15 protein-coding genes are annotated in these 17,774 nt (G+C 44.9%); 5 read left to right on the forward strand and 10 right to left on the reverse strand.

Translation table 11 applies throughout. The annotated features are described in order from the left end of the window. Positions 1-293: 293 nt before the first annotated feature. Positions 294-2,552 (reverse strand): AAA family ATPase, encoded by a 2,259-nt coding sequence (locus BJP34_RS46195; protein ID WP_193431298.1) that lies wholly within the window; start codon positions 2,550-2,552, stop codon positions 294-296. Positions 2,553-2,683: 131 nt separating this feature from the next. Next, the gene (locus tag BJP34_RS48170) at positions 2,684-4,129 is read right to left on the reverse strand and encodes an ATP-binding protein (RefSeq protein ID WP_229424164.1); all 1,446 of its coding nucleotides are present in this window, start codon (positions 4,127-4,129) and stop codon (positions 2,684-2,686) included. A gap of 248 nt (positions 4,130-4,377) precedes the next feature. On the opposite strand from BJP34_RS48170, the gene BJP34_RS34190 reads away from it, so the two are divergent. Further along, positions 4,378-5,076, forward strand: coding sequence for an acetoacetate decarboxylase family protein (locus BJP34_RS34190; protein WP_070396181.1), 699 nt, complete (start codon positions 4,378-4,380; stop codon positions 5,074-5,076). 22 nt (positions 5,077-5,098) lie between these two features. Here BJP34_RS34190 and BJP34_RS34195 read toward each other — a convergent pair whose 3' ends face one another. From BJP34_RS34195 to trmB, 6 genes are all read right to left on the reverse strand, one after another. Further along, positions 5,099-5,626 carry a tetratricopeptide repeat protein gene (locus BJP34_RS34195; protein WP_070396182.1) on the reverse strand — a complete coding sequence of 176 codons (528 nt, stop codon included), beginning with the start codon at positions 5,624-5,626 and terminating at the stop codon, positions 5,099-5,101. Further along, complete coding sequence (locus BJP34_RS34200) at positions 5,619-6,380, reverse strand: transporter substrate-binding domain-containing protein (protein WP_229424165.1); 762 nt, start codon at positions 6,378-6,380, stop codon at positions 5,619-5,621. Before BJP34_RS34200 ends, BJP34_RS34195 begins: the two co-directional genes overlap by 8 nt. A gap of 415 nt (positions 6,381-6,795) precedes the next feature. Continuing rightward, complete coding sequence (gene rplT / locus BJP34_RS34205; RefSeq protein ID WP_070396184.1) at positions 6,796-7,149, reverse strand: 50S ribosomal protein L20; 354 nt, start codon at positions 7,147-7,149, stop codon at positions 6,796-6,798. Positions 7,150-7,214: 65 nt separating this feature from the next. Continuing rightward, positions 7,215-7,412 (reverse strand): 50S ribosomal protein L35, encoded by a 198-nt coding sequence (gene rpmI / locus BJP34_RS34210; protein ID WP_008186584.1) that lies wholly within the window; start codon positions 7,410-7,412, stop codon positions 7,215-7,217. Between the two features lie 66 nt (positions 7,413-7,478). After that, complete coding sequence (locus BJP34_RS34215) at positions 7,479-8,771, reverse strand: hybrid sensor histidine kinase/response regulator (RefSeq protein ID WP_070396185.1); 1,293 nt, start codon at positions 8,769-8,771, stop codon at positions 7,479-7,481. Positions 8,772-8,890: 119 nt separating this feature from the next. Continuing rightward, a complete protein-coding gene (trmB, locus tag BJP34_RS34220; protein WP_070396186.1) occupies positions 8,891-9,532 on the reverse strand; it encodes a tRNA (guanosine(46)-N7)-methyltransferase TrmB in 642 nt (213 codons plus the stop codon). Positions 9,533-9,897: 365 nt separating this feature from the next. Between trmB and BJP34_RS34225 the strand changes: the two genes are divergently transcribed. Further along, a complete protein-coding gene (locus BJP34_RS34225; RefSeq protein ID WP_070396187.1) occupies positions 9,898-11,010 on the forward strand; it encodes a metallophosphoesterase family protein in 1,113 nt (370 codons plus the stop codon). A 52-nt stretch (positions 11,011-11,062) separates the two neighbouring features. Here the strand turns inward: BJP34_RS34225 and BJP34_RS34230 are convergent, their stop codons facing one another. Together BJP34_RS34230 and BJP34_RS46840 are read right to left on the reverse strand one after the other, a co-directional pair. Beyond that, a complete protein-coding gene (locus BJP34_RS34230) occupies positions 11,063-11,257 on the reverse strand; it encodes a hypothetical protein (RefSeq protein ID WP_070396188.1) in 195 nt (64 codons plus the stop codon). 583 nt (positions 11,258-11,840) lie between these two features. After that, positions 11,841-12,884: a FecR domain-containing protein gene (locus BJP34_RS46840; protein WP_168166539.1), complete on the reverse strand. Its 1,044-nt coding sequence runs from the start codon at positions 12,882-12,884 to the stop codon at positions 11,841-11,843. A 728-nt stretch (positions 12,885-13,612) separates the two neighbouring features. Here BJP34_RS46840 and BJP34_RS34240 point away from each other — a divergent pair. The 3 genes from BJP34_RS34240 (at position 13,613) to BJP34_RS34250 (ending at position 17,771) form a co-directional block, all read left to right on the forward strand. Next, positions 13,613-14,797, forward strand: a complete 1,185-nt coding sequence (locus BJP34_RS34240; protein ID WP_070396190.1) for a hypothetical protein — start codon at positions 13,613-13,615, stop codon at positions 14,795-14,797. A 582-nt stretch (positions 14,798-15,379) separates the two neighbouring features. Then, a complete protein-coding gene (gene trxB, locus BJP34_RS34245) occupies positions 15,380-16,771 on the forward strand; it encodes a thioredoxin-disulfide reductase (RefSeq protein WP_070396191.1) in 1,392 nt (463 codons plus the stop codon). 115 nt (positions 16,772-16,886) lie between these two features. Beyond that, a complete protein-coding gene (locus BJP34_RS34250) occupies positions 16,887-17,771 on the forward strand; it encodes an ABC transporter permease (protein WP_070396192.1) in 885 nt (294 codons plus the stop codon). The last annotated feature ends 3 nt before the right edge of the window (positions 17,772-17,774 follow it).

Below are 17,774 nucleotides of genomic sequence, written 5' to 3' on the forward strand. Positions count from 1 at the left end.
TTTTAGGCTGAGGATGCCCTGTGCCAAGAGAATGAGGAACCGAGAGAGGGGGAGACAGGGAGATATCGAAAGTCTAGGAACGATTTCATCAGCTTTTCGAGTATCCAAATCAAAATTTGGACTAAAAATATGACTCATGACAATGTCAATTACTTAACCACATTCAGTTGATTCTATTACTTCTATAGCAGTACCCACTCAGGTGAGGACAACTCTTACTTCTAATACCTTGTTAGAGTCAACTTCTGCCTTCTGCCCTCAGCATAGCTGCCTTGCCCGTAGCGCTATATCACTCAGGTTTTTTGTGCCAGGGCAAACCAGCGCCGGATTAACTCTACCTGGAAGCGATAACCTTCATCCTCTTTCTCAATTAGCTCACGCCTCAAGAGCAAGTTGAGAGTGCTATCGAGTTCATTGGGAAACTTACAGGATAAGGCTTCTCGACTTACTATCGACCCTTCCCCCTCTGCCGCAAGGAAACATAGCACTTCTAGCCCAGCAGCGTCTATTTGGTTTGTTTCGATATCAGCAAAGAAAAAGCTACCACGTTCTAAAGCTTCTGGTATTGCGGCTTCAACGTCGGATAGCTTAGCCAGCCTGCGAACCGTAGGTGTTTGCTCATTCTTAAGTGCAACAATCTCAGCGCAGAGGAGTTGCACTAGAAAGGGATGACATCGGGTAAGTTCTAGCACGCGCTGAAGGGCTTCTGGCTCATAGCGTAGAGCAAAATCCTTGACAGGTTGCTCAATCAACTGGCGTGCTTCGGCTTCTTTCAGGTAACTAATATGTATCACCTGGACATTGATCAGATAGCTAGCCCAGCGCTGAAATTCCTCTAGAGTATGGGAGCCAGCCAGTAAAACTTTAAAGCGGGGACGGTGCTGGATCAAGTTCCGTAGCATACCTAAAACGTCCTCTTCCTCAAAACGTCCTTTGGCTATAGCCCTGTCTAGAGCTTCAAACTCATCCAGAGCAAGTAAGACCGTATTTTTTTCAAGTGCTAGCTCGACATCATCCAGCCATTCATCAAAGCGAGTGAAGGGATCTGCCTTTAGTGCATCCCGAGTCAAAGGCAGCAGAGTTATGCCTCGTTGCCTTTTAGCTAAGTCCACCATTTTTCTGGCAATGTTGTAGAGAAGACCAGCATGGTCAGTTGCCCGTGTAGCTGGTCCTTGTAAGTCCACAAATAGAGGGACAATTGTATTGGGGAGCAGGCGTCCCAGGTTGTAAAGTAGGGAAGTTTTCCCCATGCGCCGCTGACCGTAGAGGAGCAAGGGTGGTCTGCGCTGGTCTAGCAGCAATTGCTCGATTTGAGCAGTAATGTCAGTCCGCCCAATGAAGATTGCCTGCTGTTCTGTCAGAGGAACTCCAATAATGTAGGGAGAGTCAATGTCTTGATGCAGTTCAGCTGTTTTTGCCAGTTCGCGCACATGATTGGTTAAGATTTCACGCCAACTGTTGACTATCGGACGGAAACGCTTGGCATACCTGTCACTGCTGCGGTTCAACTCTAGTGATAACCCATTTAGGCGGTCTGCAATACCCATAAGGGCTAGACGCTGGTTATAGGAACTTTCCTGATTCAGAGCAGCATTTACATCCTGAGTGATCCGACTTAAGCTGTGCAGCAGGGGACTGGCTGGAACGTCCAATTCGTCAGTTATTAGGCTACGATGAGCATTTCTAATCGATTGAATATCCTTACAGTTTTCTAACTGTTGGGCATCCTGTTCGAGTTGCTTTACTTGATGCCTTGGTAAAGCCAACTGTCTGATCCACACAAAGAAACCTATTAGCTGTTTTTGAAGTTGGCGAAGTCCAACATAGTGGACATTTCCTTCTTTAGCTAAGGTAGGCCAGGCTTTAATTAGCTGGGTAGTAGGAATCATTATACCCAAATTGTAATCTGCTTGGATTGCCACAAGCATTCCAATCACCCCTTTCAATTTCTCATCCCAAATCGGTGCGCCAATACAGCATTTCCACCCTTCTTCTACTTTATTTGTTATTTCTATTTGTACGTCACCTAAGACCAGCGACCCCCTCAAAACTCCGAAAATCCACATGCCTTTAAAGATTCTTCTAAACATACCGACTTCATAGTTATTGAAACCCAACAACTGCATCACCACAAACCCAAAAGTCCTGAAGGGATGCCCCCAGACATCCTCTGCCACAACTAGTCTTGCAGGTCGAGCCTGGTTTGGAAGAGGACTTTTTAATTCCAGCACTGCAATATCATAAATATCATCAATATCATCAATATCTTCTTCACCTTTTTTGTTGTTGTAAGAGGATGGATACTTAGAGGGTCGCCAGAAAACTACCCGAGCTATGATCCTCTTTTTTGGTCTTAGTAGGGGAAAATTGATGTAGATTGGCTGCTCAGGCATATTTTCTGCATTAATCTTTTCTGGGTATATACCTAGAGCCTTCATAATCACATTGGAAATGGTGAATACATACCTCTTAGACACTAATAAGCCAGCACCGACAATGTCACTGCCAATACCATAAATTCCCACCATAGAGGTCTCTAGTGTTGTTTTCATTCAATTACTTTCGCTTTCAGTTTTAATTTTTATTCTTGAGCCAGTTGCACTCCAATCAGCAGTAATCTGGAGTGCTGTATAAATCCATCAGTGTAGGAATTGCAGGGAACAATTAAGAGAAGTCATGACCCCTATAATAAGTATCGAAATGGTTTTATCTGTCTTAGTCCCTCTTCTCGCCATTGATCATCGATTTCGTTATCTTCTATGGTGAAAAGGCGTTCTCGACAGAGGATTTGCAGTAGCAGTGGCCAGCCTCCACTTTGGTTCAGAATCCATTCTCTGTCCTCAACAGGGAAGGAAATGGGGGAGCTAGCTATCAATTCCCGGGCTTCTGGCTCTTTCAGCGGTCCTAGAGTGGTGGTGTAGCCGAAAATGTTGAAAAAAGGTGAACTGTGACCGGTGTGGTGAGCTAACTCAATTGGTGATTCGGGGGTTGCTAACACAAACCCTAGATTACCTTCTGTGTAGTTGGTTGCCAAGGAGCGCAAACTCTCCCAGAACTCATCATCTAACTCTGGGCACCGTTGTAACCCTACGCCAATCTCATCCATTAGAATTACTGTAGGCCTGTTGAGGTTGTCACTGACCAAGTCCATGAAACAATCGAGGTCACAAGCAGCAGGCACTGGAATTCTCAAGCATTCTAATATGTAGCCAAGCAGTCGTTCTCTGCTTGCCATGCGCGAGTCTTGGAAGTCTATAAATATCCAGCAATAGTTTTCTGGATTCGGCAACCAGTCAGTCTTTTGACCAAGACGTAACTGTTCTGACGAGGTGGTGGTTATATTTTCTAGATATTTCAGTAGAGAAGTCTTACCACTGCGCCGTTTACCAATGATGGCAGCATTTTGCAGGGGATGGTGTTTCAATAAGTTGAAAAGACGTTTTATTTCCCGCTCACGTCCGAAAAAGTTGCGAGGATGAGTGATGGGGGGACCAACGATAAAGGGTGAGGGGTTATCGACGGTTTTTAATAATGCCCTAGGCTTCTTTTTCGTAGATGCTTCAGCAGGTAAGAGTGCTGGATGGCTCTGTTCTATTATTAGTTGAGCTATTAGTGTCCGCATGCCCTCTGCTGTGGGTAGCCTTTTTAGCTGTTCTTGGATCTTTCCTATTTTTTGATGTAAGCTTTCTATCTGCTGGAATTCTAGAACTTGAGCAGGTGTCCGCGTGAGTTTGACAATCTCGATAAAAACAGCGGTAAATTTGTACAACTCTTGACGGGGATTAATTCCTAGTTTCCTAATCTCATCTCCCAATGTATTCCAATCGATAAAATCCTCGGTTTCTTGAAGGATAATTGAAGGGTCATTTTGATCTAGTGCTTGGCGGAATGCCTGTTGGATATCTTTTTGCCGGAAAAGTTCGAGGATTGGCTTAGGTTTGCCAACGCCGTACTCGACAAGGGCGTATTGGTAAACTCCAGAAAAATCGGCGGGTGGATGATCGGGATCTAGATTAAATTGCTTTAGTAATTTGATGACAAGCTGATGGCGCTCAAGCTTATTCTTGACAACAGAATTCCCTAAACCTGCAATAGCGCTAATTATTGGGTTAAGGTTGACTGGTGTCATAATCAGTTTCCTAGATGGCTAAATTGGTCATTTTGATCATAATCACCATAATCTTGGAGGCGTTGCTTAATAATAGAATGATTTTAGGAGGCGCGCACCTGTGGAATGGGCATCTTGCCTGTTCGGCGATCTTTTCGGGCGGGCAGGATGCCCACCCTACTTCTATTCATTCCTTGATTTAGCAACGCCATCTTGGATCCCTTTGACAACCATCAACGGATTAAGCATTTTAGCTAGAGGATGTTCCGATGACTTACCCAAGCCCACCCTGGACACTACAAGGCTACGCCATCCAAACCTTGCAGCTGATTGATATTGAGCGAGTGCGATCGCTAATTCCCCCAGAATTTGACATTGTCTCCCTATGGCCAGGAAAGACTCTAGGTGGAGTGTATCTATCCCTGTACGGCTCAGGGTCAGTCCTAGAATACAGTGAATTAATTGTAGTTGCTGGCAGAGTGCGCTATTCCGGCAAAACGGGCGGCTGGATTTCCCACATCTACGTCGATAACCACGATTCTGTGGCAGGTGGTCGAGAAATTTGGGGATTACCAAAAGAGATAGCTGAGTTCACCTGGGAAAAATGCGAACGACCAAAGGTCACGCTACGCGAACGCTCTACCAGATATCAACATCAGGTCACCGTCCGTCAAGGAGAGAATACCCTGTGCCGCTTCAGCTACAATCACGCCAAGTTTGGCTGGCAAGTCCCCCTAAATGACAATGTCTTAAGCACCCTCTCAGGCAATATTCTCTACTTCAACGGTGATTTTAAATCTCGCTTAGGCTTAGTGGGTAGCCAGTTAGAGGTTCCACCTGAGAGTCCCTTTGCCAATCTAGGGCTCAAGCAACCATGGTTAACCCTTGATATGGATAAGCTCTGCTTAACCGCTGGTCCACCAGAAGTCGTAGGACAACTAAATTCATCCTTGATAATTCATGCTTGATACTTGATACTTCTGACTTTATTCAAGCTGGTGTAACCAACCTTTTCCGGAGAGATTCTGCTCGACGCTTAGCGGTAGAATTCTTGGGGTCATATTTGAGCGCCTCATCATAAGCTTCTAAGGCCTGAGCAATTAATTGCTTGCGCTCGTAAACATGACCGAGATTGTTGAGGACTGTGACATATCCAGGCTCTTGCTTCAAAGCTTCTTTGTACTGGCGAATAGCCAGATCATACTGTTCTTTGGCACAGTAGGCGAAACCCAAAGCATTATAGACAGGAGCAAGGTTTTCCTCGTCAGCATCAGTCCCTTTCAACGCTTTTTGAAATAGTAGGATAGCTTGACCAAAGAGCTTCTTGTCTGCATAAATACTGCCCAATTCATAATACTCTATAACCGTCCCCCGGTCTTTTTGCAGTTTTTTCTCCAACCGAGAGAGAGTGGTTTCAATTTTACGAGTTTTGATAACTTGGAACAGCACAGCGATACTAACACCAACAAGTAGGACTAGCAAAACTGACAGATAAATCGTTGGCAGTGTATCATTCATAAGGTTTGACTTTTTTTCTTCTTAATGGTAATCCCCAAGCAGTTGCTCGTTGAGCTAACCAACCATCTGCTTGCCAACGTGCGATCGCATTATTCACGCGCTGCTTTAGCTTGGTGTATTGTAACCCCTTAGGCATCACCACACACAAGGCTTCACCGGAGAGCCACACTGGTAGCATCCGATACTCAGGATAGTCTTGTACCCAGCCACTCAGAATACTATTATCAGCAGCAAAAGCATCAGCCCTACCATTTTCTAAAAGCGATCGCGCTTCTTGGTAGGAATCTACTCCCACCACCCTAGATTCCGGTAAAGCATACTGCACCACGGCAATTGTGCTAGAATGATTGAGTATGGCGATGGTTCTGGTATGGAGATCACCCAATCTGGTAATTAACGGGTCTTTAGTAATCAAACCCGTGCCATCCAGGTAGTAGGGGATACTAAAATCCACCAATCGACGGCGAGGTGCTGTGGCTGTAACTCTAGCAATTGTCAGGTCAACTTCACCGTCCAAAACCACCTTAAGTCGGTCAATATTTCCCACCTGCTGCAACACCACCGCATCAGAATCACCTAAGAGTTCTTCTGCTAGACGTCGTGCTAGGTCAATTTCCAATCCTTGTAACTTGCCATCGGCATCCCTATATCCCAAAGGGCGCAGATTATCTTTGACACCAACAATCAACTGACCCCGCTGCTCTATTTCCTCAAGTTGAGCACTCCGAACCCGTAACGGTGTCAAAAAAGACATCGCCGTCAATCCGAAGACCATACCAAAGTTGAAGAATTTGTGCTTAAGCATCGGTTGGGGAATCGAAATTGGGAAAAAGGTAAGCTATCGGTCGTGGTTTTTGGGATTTTTATAAAAAAACAATACCAAATTTAATACCAAATTAAATACCGATTTAATACTAATTAAAGATACTAATTAAAGTCTGGTTGGATAGTTATTATAATCTATAATAATCAAAAGAACCAAAGGTGATTTTTACCCCCGACCAGCCTTACCCTTACGGATTACCCATTTACCCAAAACCCGAGTTTTTCAGGTTGCTAAGCATTCAGCTATCAGCGATTGGCTTCGGCCTATGGCCACGCTACGGGAATGGCCAAAAGGTGATGGCTGACCGCAGACGCCCGTAGCGTGCGCGTAGCGCATATGATGCTTACTCAGCTTTAACCGCTAACTCCACCACTTTGTTAAAGCTATCTGGATCCAGCACTGCCAGCTGTGCCAACATCTTGCGGTTAATTTGAATATTGGCTTTTTTCATGTGACCCATCAGCTGGCTGTAGCTAATGCCATTTTGACGTGCTGCTGCGTTAATGCGAGTAATCCACAGACGTCGAAAATCCCGCTTGCGCTTGCGGCGATCACGATAGGCATTCCGCAGCGCTTTCATCACTTGTTGGTTAGCAATGCGGAAGAGTTTGGAGTGGGAACCTCTGAACCCCTTAGCAAGTTTGAGAATTTTTTTGCGCCGCTTACGAGCGACATTACCGCGTTTTACCCGTGTCATGGTTAATTCTAGCTCGTGTGTTTAGTTTAGTAGTAGTGTTATCAGTAATGGTCTACTGTTAAGATTTACATATAAGGCAACATCAGGCGAACATTATCCGCATCCCGTTCGTCTACCAAGGTCAGTTTAGACAAGCGCCCCTTCCTTTCTGAGGTCTTGTGTTCTAGTAAGTGATTTTTAAACGCTTTGCGGCGTCTTATTTTACCACTGCCAGTAGCTCTAAAACGCTTGGCAGCTGATTTGCGGCTTTTTAGTTTAGGCATTGACGGATTATAATAATGGCACAATTTATTATTGTATACCAATTGCTGCGTAATTAGGTGACCGTCTTATTCGTCTTCTGATAAATTCTTGGGCAAGGTGATGGTAAAGGTTGTTCCAACACCCTCTTCACTTTCTAAGTGAATCTTACCACCGTGCAAGTCTACACAACTTTTTACAATTGATAACCCTAGTCCTGTTCCTGGGATGATACCCACATTACTGGCACGACTAAAAGACTGAAACAATTTTGCTTGGTCTTCTTGAGGGATGCCAATGCCTTGATCAATTATCTGTAAGATGACTTTCTCTTCATCTCCATTTAGCTGTACTAAAATAGTGCCACCATCGGGAGAATACTTAATGGCATTGGAGATGATGTTAGTGATAATTTGTCGAAGGATTTTGGGGTCTCCTGATATTGGTTCCCAGTCTCTTGCACTACTAAATATTAGGCTATGTTTAGCCCCAATGCTTGATTGGATCGGGCAGACTAACTCCTGACAAAATGTTACTAAATTCAGAACAACTGGTTTGAAGTCTAATCTATCGAATTCCGCTTGATTAATGAATAATAAATCATTGACTAGGGTAGTCATATGTTTGACCGCAGCTTGGATCCGCCAAAAATGTTTAACTTGCTGAGAATCATTCAATTGATGACGGTACTTTTCTAGGAGTTCCACAGAGGATAGAATTGTCATTAAAGGTGTACGGTACTCATGGGATATGGTAAAAATAATCCTAGATTTTAGGTCACTGAGTTCTTTTTCACGATCCAGTGCTTCACGCAATTGCGATTCCAAGTTGCGTAGCTGTTCTAAGTAATCTCTTAGTTCTACGGTGCGAGCTTGGATTCTGCTTTCAAGTTCTTGATTGAGGCTTTCTAAAGCAGCTTGAGCGGAAATGCGATCGCTAATTTCCTGTTGCAGCAGTTGATTTTGCTCAATGAGTTGTGTTCGTAGCTTGTGCAGAGTCAATTGATTCTCCACACGGGCTAAAACTTCCTCAACTTGGAATGGCTTGGTGATATAGTCAGCACCACCAACAGCAAAGGCTTTGACCTTGTCCCAAGTTTCATCCAGAGCACTGATAAAGATTACTGGAATTCCCTCGGTTTTTTGATTAGATTTCAGCTGTTTACAGACGTCATAGCCATCGATCTTTGGCATTATAATGTCGAGTAAAATCAAATCCGGTGGATCACACAATGCTGATTCCAAGGCAAGTAGTCCATCGATCATGCTCCTAACCTGATAGCCTTCCTCAATCAGGATCGAAGATAGCAGCTGCAAATTGGTTGGTGTGTCATCCACAACCATAATTTCTGCCTGAGTTGCCTCAGCTTGATGGTTATTCATGCTTTAATTACGTAGAGCGAACCATAGGGGAGAAGCAAATTGGGCAGGAGCATACTCACCAGTAGCCCGCTGATCTGATTGAATCAGAAGGCGGTTTTGCTACGAGTGTTCCTACTCCACTATTCCTTTTCACGGCGAAAGAACAACATTCGGTAGACAGGTTCACCACGAGCGAGGGTGGAAATTTCCCGTTCAGTAGGCACTGGCAGGGGATTGGTTGGCAGCCAAGCAGTCTCTGGCCGGTAGAAGACTGGATGAGCATCGAAGCGCGATCGCATTTCCACTGCTACTTCCTCTACATCGGATTGTACAAAGACCTCTCCTCCACTGGTCAAATAAGCTCCTAGAGTATCAACCAAGGTGGGCTGCACTATACGTCGTTTGGCTTGTCGCTTCTTAAACCAAGGATCAGGAAATTGAATAGTAACGCGCTGCAAGGAACCAGGGGGCCAAGAGCTCAAGAGTGAATCTATAGAACTATTAGCATTACAGAACAAAAATAGGAGATTGCTCAACCCTAAATCCACCACCTTAGTGTTGGCTTGTTTTACTAATGGTTCCCGAATTTCTAAGCCCAAAAAATTCCAGTCGGGTTGTTCTGTTGCCATCTGCAATAAAAATTCCCCTCTCCCGCAGCCAATATCCAGATGTAATGGTTTAGTAGTTTGGGCATAAACTTGATTCCAATCCGGAGCACTCACCGGCATCTGATATTGCTTGCTAAGTGGATTAACGTGTTGTCGCACTCGAACTCTAGCCAACCTTAGCACCTCCTTACTTTACTCAGGGGATGGGGGATCAGGGATTAGGGTTTATATCCCTAATCTAGTTGTAAATGTCAGATCTAGGTGCGCGCCTCCAAGGGCGCGAGCAATCCCTTGCGCCCTTGGGTCGCACCTCAATGAACGCAATTCCGACTCATCTCTATTTATCCTAAATGTAATCTTTAAAATTTTTTATAGACTAAAGCCTAATTATGTAAGGCTAAATTAAAGATTATCCATTCGGAATAGGTAAGCAGTTAAATGTCACCTAAACAAGGGGTTGTAATGGGATAACAGTAAACGTCATGAGCGATAATTTTAATAATTATTAAAATAGGGTTTAATCAAGAAAAGTTTTAGTTATGAGTTTAAATTTTCGCTTTGCCGTGGTAAGTGACCTACATATCGGGTTACCCCAAACCATCTGGGATCATCCGAATCGGTTTCATTTGGTAGAAGTTAGTATTCCAGTCCTAGAAAGGATTCTGGAGGATTTAGAGCAGAAAGCCTTGGATTTCCTCCTCCTACCAGGAGACTTAACCCAGCATGGTGAACCAGACAATCATGCCTGGTTACAAAAGCGATTAAGCCAGTTGCCTTTTCCAGTGTACGTCGTACCTGGAAATCATGATGTCCCCAATATCTTACCCAATGAACACTCGATTGGACTAAAAGAATTTCCCTACTACTATCGCCAATTTGGTTATGAAAATCCCGAGCAGTTGTACTATACTTGTGAAGTTTTGCCTGGAGTACAGCTGATTGGGTTAAATTCTAACCAGTTCGATACCGGTGGTAAACAGGTAGGGCGTATTGATCAGCAACAGCTGATCTGGCTTGAGCAAGTGCTTGCCCAGTGCCAGGATAAATTGGTGCTGGTGATGGTGCATCACAATGTAATCGAGCATTTGCCCGATCAAGCTAACCATCCCTTGGGACATCGGTATATCTTGGAAAATGGTCCAGTATTACACAATATTCTCAAAACTGCTGGGGTCAATCTACTATTTACAGGTCACTTGCATGTACAGGATATCGCCTATCAAGAGGGAGTCTACGAAATCACCACAGGTTCATTAGTTAGCTATCCTCACCCCTACCGGATATTGCAGTTCTCTACCGATAATCATGGAAAAAGATGGTTACACATAGAATCTCATCGAGTGGAGTCAGTCCCTGGTTGGGAAAACCTACCCCAGATATCTAGACAATGGATGAGCGATCGCTCTTATCCATTCATGGTAAAACTCCTGACTTCTCCCCCCTTAAATTTACCCGATTCAGATGCCCAGAAACTTGCTCCGAGTCTACGCTACTTCTGGGCTAATATTGCTGATGGTGATGCTGTATTCAACTTTCCTGAGTTTCCTACCCCAGTTCGTCGCTATTTTGAGTCATTTAGCTGCCATACCAGTGATGGTAAACCTGCTCTGATTGATAATCACACCACTCTGTTGCTGACAAAAAACCAATAACTAAGACAGCTTTTCTTGAATAAATTCAACCACCACAACTAACGTCATAAGTTCAGAGATTTCCTCGACCAGGAAAGCCATCCTCTACTCCTTGACCTCGACCAGGAAAGCCATCCTCTACTCCTTGACCTCGACCAGGAAAGCCATCCTCTACTCCTTGACCTCGACCAGGAAAGCCATCCTCTACTCCTTGACCTCGACCAGGAAAGTCATCCTCTACTCCTTGACCTGGATCGGTTAGTAGCACAGGAATTTCCGGTTCCGGCTCGGGCTCAGGTTCTGGCTCGGGTTCTGGCTCGGGTTCTGGCTCGGGTCTGGCTCAGGTTCTGGCTCAGGTTCTGGTTCTGGTTCTGGCTCAGGTTCTGGTCTGGCTCAGGTTCTGGTTCTGGCTCAGGTTGTTCTGGCTGTTCGGCTCAGTTTTGGTTCGGATCAGGCTATCTGGTTCGTTTGGGGCTCAGGTTCTCAGGTTCTGTTCGGTTCTGGCTCGGTCTTCGGTTCTGGCTCGGTTCCGGTTCGGTGGCTCAGGCTCGGTTCCGGTTCGCTCAGGTTCCTTCGGTTCGTTCTGGCTAGGTTCGGCTCAGGCTCGGTTCTGGTTCGCTCAGGTTCCGGTTCGGTTCGGCTCAGGTCCGTTCGGTCGGCTCAGGTTCCGGTCGGCTCGGGTTCTGGTGTCCGGCTCAGGTCCGGTTCTGGTTCCTGGCTCAGTCGGTTCGGTTCGGGCTCGTCAGGTTCGGTTCGGTAGTTCGGTTCCGCGTCGGCTCGGCTCAGGGTTCCGGTTCTGGCTCAGGCTCGGGTTCGGTTCTTGGTCGTGGCTCCGGTTCAGGTTTGCAGGCTCAGGGTTCCGGTTCGGGCTCAGGCTCGGGTTCAGGTTCGGGCTCAGGTTCCGGTTCTGGCTCCGGCTCTAGTGGTTTGTCAACGTCTTCGGGATCCAGTTCAAGAGTTTCATCCTCCTGCTCAGTGTTAAGAAACTCACCCGTTTCCAAGGTAGACCTAATATCTAACTGGTTAACCTGATCAGTAATATCGGCATTGGAATTCTCAGAACCCACATCAAGATCGAAGACATCAACACTACCATCAATCACACTAAAATCAGCACTAGGAAACTCGTCCGATTCACTCCCCCGAATACGAACGAAAGTAGGATTAACTATTATGTTGTTGCCAATAATAGGATCTTGCCCGTCTAGAGCATCTGCAATTTCTCCTCGCACTAAATCCAAAGCTTTATCTGGACTATCCGCCGCTTCTGTCTGGGTCAAATTCAGCCCTTTTACTAATTCACTGGTTTCATAAAACTCTTTGAGGTCAAATTCATAAACCTGCTCAATTTGATCCTCGATCATAACCAAGATCTGCCCAGCTTTTAATTCCTGACCTTGAGAACGAGTGGGATTATAGACCACAATACCGCTATTGGTCAGAGCTCCAACAATTGTTGTATCGGTCTCAGAGATATATCGCATGAACAGAGCTGACCCCCTAATCCCAGCCACGGCATTGGGTGTACGCACTCGAGTTTTACCCCGATCTGGAGGAATTAACAGCAGCAGTGTGCCATGGGATAGCTCAAAGGTACGACTGCTAGGTAAAAATCGAAAGACAGCTAACTCTCCCTGTCGGGCTAGGGAACCATCATTGAAGCGCAGTTGAGCCATGGAGGAGCGAGCTGTTACCAGTGCATCTCCTATCGTCATGGCATCAGATCGACGGGCTGGTCGAGCTGACTGATTTTTAGGAATCAATCGTACTCGGTTACGTAGCTTTTCTACCACAGCACGAGTTAAGGGAATTTCGGCACTGACTGGTTTAGAAAAAATTAGTGAATTAACGCTCCATAGAGAAATGGAAAGTACTAGGACTGTCTTGCGAAACACGGGGCAACTCCAATGTTGAGAGTTATTAAATTGTGGATTTTTGATGCAAGGATAATGCCATTCCACGAAATATACCTAGGGTCTGTCTCCACCGATCCAAAATCTGGTGTAGGAGCGTTGGCGTTGCCTTCTCGAAGAGTAGGTACAAAAGTCTCCTATACGAGATTCTGTAGGCTCTAAGTCAAATCAGGATATTTTTTACTCAGAGTAATCGGAAATACAGCTTGGTCAATCCTGAAAACACCGCTGGTGGTTAGTAATTATTAGCTGGGAGAAAAATCCCCTAACTACATTGAGCCATTTTGGGAAGCTGTTGCCCATTTAATTTGTATATTTTTTAGTCAAGGATAGGTGAAAACCCCAAACTCCTTTCCCATCCTTCTCTGTGAGCCTGTTTCCTTGCCAATTCAATCTATCAATTAGATTGCTCAAAGCTTAGCAAAAACTATTTTATAGCGTTTCTAGGACTCATGAGGTACACATTATTTTTTACTTCTTCCCTCTTCCCTCTTCCCTCTTCCCTGCTCCCTGCTCCCTGCTCCCTGCTCCCTAAAAACCAGAAATTTGTACCTCACAAGTTGTAGAATTGCTATATATAAATGAGTATTACCATGAATATTACAACGTCATGATTGAACTATAGGATTGAAGTTTAATTTTTTTCATAACTTATTGTTTATTATTATAAATTATTTTTTAGTACATTAACGATTAGTTTTTAATTAAATATGGTCTATAAAACTAAAAATTATCACGACAACTATGAGGATGATTCGGTTCCCCAGCACCAGATAAAAACCCCCTATTTAGCCACTTTGGGACATCTAATTTTATTAAGTACACTGACAATCAGTAAACCAGCTTGGTCTGGATGTCACCCCATAGACAGTATTTCCCATCAGCCAGCAGTCAGTTTAGTTTTTAGTGGTACAGAAAACCAAGGTAATACTGATCAGGTAAAACAGCATTGTACTCCTAATTTATATAAAGTTAAAATCGGGAGTGGTGGAGAACTATTATCTTCCTTTGTTGTTAGTGAGCGCTCATCGGGTTCTAGCTCAACTGAGGTAGTTGACAGGTCACAGACATCTCAAGCTAAACCTGCTTCTGGAGATAATAGTTCAAACTCAGATTCCAAGGCTAATGATGGAGACCCGGAACTGGGGGTGCTGCGTTTGCGGATCCAAGAAAAACCACCGACTCCACGTAAACCTACAGTATATTTACAGGGTAGAGTCAGTTATTTCAGAAGCGATAATATTTTCGCTGGAGTCGATCCAGTTGATGATGGTTTGTTGAGACCAGGAGTAACCCTATTAGCTGTACCATCCCTCGGACCTGACACTAAGCTCATAACGTCGGTAAGTGGTAATCTGGTGCGTTATGGCGATAGATCCCAACTTGATTATAATCAACTGAAAGTTAAGCTGGGAGTTCGTCAGCAGCTCTTGAAAAGAACCTATGGGGAGTTAGGATGGAGCAATCAACAGTTATTCAAGCAAGAGGGAGGCGATCGCTTCGCTCATTATAATTCTCTGTATCTTAGACTCAGCCGACGGGATTGGTTAGTAAAGAACTTAGCCTTAGATACGTCCTATAAGTTAACGCTACGTTTTGCTGATCCAGACACACGCTCTAAGATTAGTAATGTTTTCAGAGCATCTTTAGCCTATTACCCCTACCCCCGATTTAAAGCAGCTCTTAATTACCAACTTGCTTTATCTGACTATACCGAAAGGGAACGGTATGATGACTATCATCAGTTAATTGGTCGTGTCAGTTATAAGATTTCTAGCAATAGTCAAATTTATTTGTATGGTGGACAAAGTTTTGGTTCTTCGTCCAACTCCAGAATTAATTTTGATGGGACAGTATTCGGTACAGGTATGAGTTTTAATTTACCTCTGTTTTGAGCAATTCATTTTGTAAGCTAGTGGTGCGTCTCCCCATCTCTGCAAAGCGCACCTATTCACAATTTAAATGTGTGACCAAAAAAGTGGGTCTCAAGCCTGGCCTATGGCCACGCTACGCGAACGCCCATAAGCGGGCGACTTTTCCAGAGATAATGTACAATGAGAGTGTAGCCTAGCACAGGCAGGATTCGTCGGTACTGCCTCACTCAACAACGACGTAAAGCGATGCTAGTACACGAGGCGCGAAAAACCTCGCTATACGCAAGGGTCTTAACAGACACCGAAAACCAGTAAACTACAAATTCAAAGTATATAACGTACCGTGGGGCACACGGGAACGGGGAATCCCAACGCTTAGGGAGATAAGCCCACTGGGGTTAGTTAAATTAGGCTCGATATTTGGTCCTTCTCGACGGATATTTGGCTTAAGTATTGCCTTTGCTGGATAACTAATTGTAAGGCATGTCGTAGAACTAGGAATCCCCGCTCATAAGCGGGCGGGGAGTGTCAAAACATTAGGTAAGTTGTATATGGTATACTTTGCTATACTAAAAGCGTAGTCGTTATGAGTTCGTTTATCAGATGTCCAACTCCCCTGTAGAAAATCTTGTCATTATCGGTTCTGGTCCTGCAGGTTACACAGCAGCGATTTATGCAGCACGAGCTAACCTGAAACCCTTAATGTTTGAAGGCTTCCAAGCGGGAGGAATCCCTGGTGGACAGCTGATGACTACCACAGAAGTAGAAAACTTCCCTGGCTTCCCAGAGGGAATCACCGGACCTCAATTAATGGAACGGATGAAGGCTCAAGCAGAACGCTGGGGCACTGAATGCTATACCGAAGATGTGATCTTTGTAGACTTAAGTCAGCGTCCCTTTACTGTCCGCTCTGAGGAACGGGAAGTAAAAACCCATAGTATTGTGATTGCTACCGGGGCAACAGCGAAACGGTTGCATTTACCCAGCGAAGCTCAGTACTGGAGTAATGGTATCTCAGCTTGTGCCATCTGTGATGGTGCATCTCCCCTTTTCAGTGGTCAGGAAGTGGCAGTAGTCGGGGGTGGTGACTCAGCGGCAGAGGAAGCTGTATATTTGACCAAGTATGGCTCCCATGTTCATCTGCTAGTACGTCGCCATGAGATGCGAGCTAGTAAAACCATGCAAGACCGGGTGTTGAATAATCCCAAAATTACTATTCACTGGAATACTCAGCCAGTGGATGTGTTTGGAGACAATGGTTCGATGACTGGCGTAAGAGTCCAGGATACTGAAACTGGTCAGGAAAAGGATATTTCAGTTCGCGGGATGTTTTACGCTATTGGTCACACTCCTAACACCTCCTTGTTTAGAGGACAACTGGAGTTAGATCAGGTGGGTTACATTGTCACTAAATCCGGTTCGGTGGAAACCAGTGTAGGTGGAGTCTATGCTGTTGGTGATGTCCAAGACCATGAGTTCCGTCAAGCTATCACTGCGGCTGGGACAGGTTGTATGGGGGCTATGTTAGCAGAACGCTGGCTATCTGCCCATAACTTAATTCATGAGTATCATCAACAACCGGCATCAGAACAGCAAACGGCTGAAAAACCTGAAGAAACTGAAGAAAAAGTAGTAGCTGAGACGGCGGAAACCTTTGATATCAAGGAAACACGCCATCTGGGGGGCTATGCCTTGCGTAAACTTTTCCATGAAAGCGATCGCATAATCATGGTCAAGTATATCTCCCCCAGTTGTGGTCCTTGTAAGGTTCTCAAGCCCATGCTGGATAAAGTAGTAGATGAGTATAATGGCAAAATTCACTTTGTCGAGATCGATATTGACCAAGACAGAGAAATAGCTGAAAATGCTCAAGTGGTGGGAACACCTACGGTACAGTTATTTAAAGACAAAGAGTTCCTAGCGGAATTTAAAGGAGTTAAGCAAAAGAGTGAGTATCGTCAAGCCATTGAACGGTATTTACCAACTACTGTTTAAGGGATAGGCAAAAGGCAAAAGGCAAAAGGCAAAAGGCAAAAGGCAAAAGGCAAAAGGTACACAAGATTGTTTACCTGATCAGTATGATAAATGCTATCAGTATCAAGGATGAAGGATGAGCTCAACCAAACAATCATTCCCCAGCTTTTTGTCTTTTACAAGAGGGCCTAGTCTATCCATCAAACTAATGGTAGCGGGACTAGTGATTACTGGTTGCTTTATCGTAGTAGCCATTTTCGCTCCTACCTTTCAAGCTTGGGGATGGCTACAAGACCCTACCCAGTCCCTCAGTAATCCCATTCATGAACCACCGAGCTGGAATCACTGGTTTGGTACCTCTCGCCAGGGTTATGATGTTTTCTCTCGCACCTGGTTTGGCTCTCAAGCTGCTCTAAAAGTAGTCGTTCTCGCTACCACCCTCAGCCTGATCATTGGTGTCCCTTTGGGGTTAATCAGTGGTTATCTCGGTGGCAAACTCGATCGGGTATTACTGTTTTTAATGGATACGATCTATACCTTGCCAGGACTACTGCTATCGGTGACTCTGGCCTTTGTAGTCGGTAGAGGAGTCTTCAATGCTGCGATCGCATTAAGTATTTCCTATGTCCCCCAATACTATCGAGTAGTCCGGAATCACACCACTAGCGTCAAAACTGAATTGTTCATCGAAGCCGCTCAAGCCCTGGGGGCTTCCCCTGGTCGGATATTATCGCGCTACCTATTTCTGAATGTGATTCAAAGTGTACCAGTTCTATTTACCCTCAACGCCGCTGATGCGATTTTAATCTTGGGAGGACTGGGATTTTTAGGATTAGGATTGCCAGAACAAACCCCAGAGTGGGGTCATGACTTACGTCAAGCCCTCGATGCCTTACCCACTGGCATTTGGTGGACAGCGCTCTTCCCTGGTTTAGCCATGACACTGATGGTAGTAGGATTGTCTTTAGTAGGAGAAGGATTAAGCGAGTTGATTAATCCCCGATTTCGTCAGAAACATTGAAAT

It is taken from the genome of Moorena producens PAL-8-15-08-1 (genome assembly GCF_001767235.1).
GTDB lineage: Bacteria > Cyanobacteriota > Cyanobacteriia > Cyanobacteriales > Coleofasciculaceae > Moorena > Moorena producens_A.

Coding starts and splice junctions, on each gene's coding strand:
- BJP34_RS46195 (WP_193431298.1), bottom strand. CDS start 2,552: ATGAAAACAACACTAGAGACCTCTATGGTGGGAATTTATGGTATTGGC.
- BJP34_RS48170 (WP_229424164.1), bottom strand. CDS start 4,129: ATGACACCAGTCAACCTTAACCCAATAATTAGCGCTATTGCAGGTTTA.
- BJP34_RS34190 (WP_070396181.1), top strand. CDS start 4,378: ATGACTTACCCAAGCCCACCCTGGACACTACAAGGCTACGCCATCCAA.
- BJP34_RS34195 (WP_070396182.1), bottom strand. CDS start 5,626: ATGAATGATACACTGCCAACGATTTATCTGTCAGTTTTGCTAGTCCTA.
- BJP34_RS34200 (WP_229424165.1), bottom strand. CDS start 6,380: ATGTCTTTTTTGACACCGTTACGGGTTCGGAGTGCTCAACTTGAGGAA.
- rplT (WP_070396184.1), bottom strand. CDS start 7,149: ATGACACGGGTAAAACGCGGTAATGTCGCTCGTAAGCGGCGCAAAAAA.
- rpmI (WP_008186584.1), bottom strand. CDS start 7,412: ATGCCTAAACTAAAAAGCCGCAAATCAGCTGCCAAGCGTTTTAGAGCT.
- BJP34_RS34215 (WP_070396185.1), bottom strand. CDS start 8,771: ATGAATAACCATCAAGCTGAGGCAACTCAGGCAGAAATTATGGTTGTG.
- BJP34_RS34225 (WP_070396187.1), top strand. CDS start 9,898: ATGAGTTTAAATTTTCGCTTTGCCGTGGTAAGTGACCTACATATCGGG.
- BJP34_RS34240 (WP_070396190.1), top strand. CDS start 13,613: ATGGTCTATAAAACTAAAAATTATCACGACAACTATGAGGATGATTCG.
- trxB (WP_070396191.1), top strand. CDS start 15,380: ATGTCCAACTCCCCTGTAGAAAATCTTGTCATTATCGGTTCTGGTCCT.
- BJP34_RS34250 (WP_070396192.1), top strand. CDS start 16,887: ATGAGCTCAACCAAACAATCATTCCCCAGCTTTTTGTCTTTTACAAGA.